Here is a 2,627-nt window from a genome sequence, read left to right as displayed (position 1 = left end):
TGGCCCGGCGGAGCGGGCCGCCCGCCGGGCCGGCCGGACCAGGCCGCGCAGCAGCGCCGGCACCCCGTGCTCGGCGGCCCGGCCGCGCAGCACGGCCAGATCGAGATGGACGGGTGCGAGCAGCGCCCGCTCCACACCGCCGGTCCCGCCCACGCTGGCTTTTTCGCCCGTTTCACCGGTGTCGGCATCCCCGGCGCTGTCGGCGTTACCGATGGTGCCGGTACCCGCATCTGCGTCGGCGTTCCCGGTGGTGCCGGCTTTCCCGCTGGTAGCGGTGCCGGGAACAGTCGCGTCCGGACCGGTGCCTGTGCCCGCGTTGGTGCCTGTGCCTGCGGCGGTGGCGGCGGTGGGGCGGACGCCGAGGGCGGCGTCGAAGAGGTCGAGGCCGTCCCGCGCGGACAGCGGGCGCAGGCCGGCGCGGGCGATGCGCTCGCGGTCGGCGTCGGTGAGCTCGCCGGTGATCCCGCTGGCGCCGGCCCACAGCCCCCAGGCCAGCGACGTCGCCGGCAGGCCGTGCCCGCGGCGGTAGCCGGCCAGCGCGTCGAGGAAGGCGTTGGCCGCCGCGTAGTTGCCCTGGCCGGGGCTGCCGAGGATGCCGGCGGCCGACGAGAACAGCACGAACGCGGCCAGGCCGGTGCCGCGGGTCAGCTCGTGCAGGTGCCAGGCGGCGTCCGCCTTGGGCGCCAGCACGGCGTCGAGACGGTCCGCGGTGAGCGCGGTGACGACACCGTCGTCGATGACACCGCTGGCGTGTACGACCGCGGTCAGCGGGCGCTCGGTGGGGACAGCGGCGAGCAGGCCGGCCNCGGCCAGCGCCTGCCGGTCGGTGACGTCGACAGCGGCGACCGTCACCGACGCGCCGAGGGCGGTGAGATCGTCGCGCAGCTGTTCCGCGCCTGCGGCGGCGAGGCCGCGGCGGCTGGTGAGCAGCAGGTGACGCGCGCCGTGCCGGGTCACCAGGTGACGGGCCAGCAGCCCGCCGAGCGCCCCGGTACCACCCGTGATCAGTACGGTCCCGTCCGGATCGAGCGCTGCCTCCGCCGACGCTTCCACCGCCGGCTGTGCCGATGGGGCCGCGACCCGGACCAGGCGGGGGACCGTGAGCGTGCCGCCGCGGACGGCGAGCTGCGGCTCGTCGGTCGCCAGCGCCGTGGCGAGCACGGCCGGCAGGTCGATCTCCGGCGGGTCCGCGTCCAGCAGGACGCTGTCCAGCGGGTCGAGGTCGAGCAGGACGAACCGGCCCGGGTGCTCGGACTGCGCCGAGCGGACCAGCCCCCAGCCGGCCGCCACGGCGGGATCGGGGATCTGCCCGCCGGCCGGCACGGCGCCGCGGGTCACCAGCACCAGCTTCGATCCCGGGTCGCGCGGCTCGGCCAGCCACCCCTGCACCAGCTCGAGCACACGGTGGGTGACAGCGTGCGCCGCTGCCGCCGTCCCACGAGAACCGGACGCGACCGTGCCGGAAGTGGCTGTGCTGGTAGCGGCTGTGCTGGTAGCGGCCGTGCTGGTAGCGGCCGTGCTGGTAGCGGCCGTGCCGGAGGGGGCCGTGTCGGACGTGGTCACGGGGGCGAGGACGAGTTCGGGCTCGGTCGTGCCCAGCCCGGCGAGGTCCGTGGCGGCCCGGGCGTCCACCCCGGCCGCGCGCAGCGTGGTCAGCAGTGGGTGATCATCGCTGCCGAGCACCTGGTAGCGGTCGGTGATGGTAGGCAGGTCGGCGGTGGCCGGCAGGCCGATGACGGCCCAGTCGACGGCGAACAGCGAGTCCCGGTGGGCCTCGCGCCGCGCCGCGCCGACCTGCGCGGCGCTGACCGGCCGGGACAGCAGCGAGCGGACGGAGACAACCGGCGCGCCGGTGCTGTCGGCCGCGTGCACGGCCACGCTGTCGCCGTCACCGGCGATCCGCAGCCGCAGCGCGGCCGCGCCGGCGGAGTGCAGCCGTACCCCCGACCAGGCGAAGGGCACCCGGCCCTCGGGCGCGCCGCCCGCGGTGGCGCGCCCGCCCTCGGGCGCGGTCAGGACGGCGGCGTGCAGGGCGGCGTCGAGCAGCGCGGGGTGGATGCCGAAGCGCCCGGCGTCCCCGCGTACCCCTTCCGGCAGTTCGACCTCGGCGAAGACCTCGCCCGCGCGCCGCCACACCGCGCTCGTGCCGCGAAAGAGCGGGCCGTAGGCCAGCCCGGCCGCGGTGAGCCGCGCGTACACGTCGTCCGGGTCGACGGCGGTGGCGTCCGCGGGGGGCCAGGCCGTCGGCGCCAGCGTGTCGAACACCGCGCGCTCCGGCTGCTCCAGCGGCCATGGCTGGCCGNCTGGCCGTCCGCCGGCCGGCCGTCGGCTGCCGGCAGGCCAGCGGATGCCAGCAGGCCGGTGGCGTGGCGGGTCCAGTCCGCGGGGGTGTCCCCGTCGATGGCGGGCCGGGCGTACACGCCGAACGTGCGCTTCCCCGTCCCGTCCGGTGCCGCCACCACGACCTGGATCTCGACCGCGCCGCGCGCCGGCAGGGTCAGCGGCGCCTCCAGGACGAGTTCCTCGACCGCGTCGAGGTCCACCTCGTCCCCGGCCCGCACGGCCAGCTCGACGAATGCCGTGCCGGGCACCACGACCGTGGCGTGCGGGACTGTTTCAAGATCGGT

1 protein-coding gene and 1 pseudogene are annotated in these 2,627 nt (G+C 77.1%); both read right to left on the bottom strand.

The genetic code is table 11. The features are described from left to right. Positions 1-2,265: SDR family oxidoreductase (locus FrCorBMG51_RS32900; protein ID WP_275452065.1), on the bottom strand; the 2,265-nt coding region annotated here is incomplete at its 3' end. Positions 2,266-2,468: 203 nt separating this feature from the next. Continuing rightward, positions 2,469-2,543, bottom strand: a pseudogene (locus tag FrCorBMG51_RS34280) (hypothetical protein); the annotation flags it as partial. Between the last annotated feature and the right edge of the window lie 84 nt (positions 2,544-2,627).

The organism is Protofrankia coriariae (assembly GCF_001017755.1).
In the GTDB taxonomy this organism is placed as follows: Bacteria; Actinomycetota; Actinomycetes; order Frankiales; family Frankiaceae; genus Protofrankia; species Protofrankia coriariae.
The sequence above is the reverse complement of the archived record's forward strand: the minus strand, read 5'-3'. Positions and strand labels throughout refer to the sequence as shown.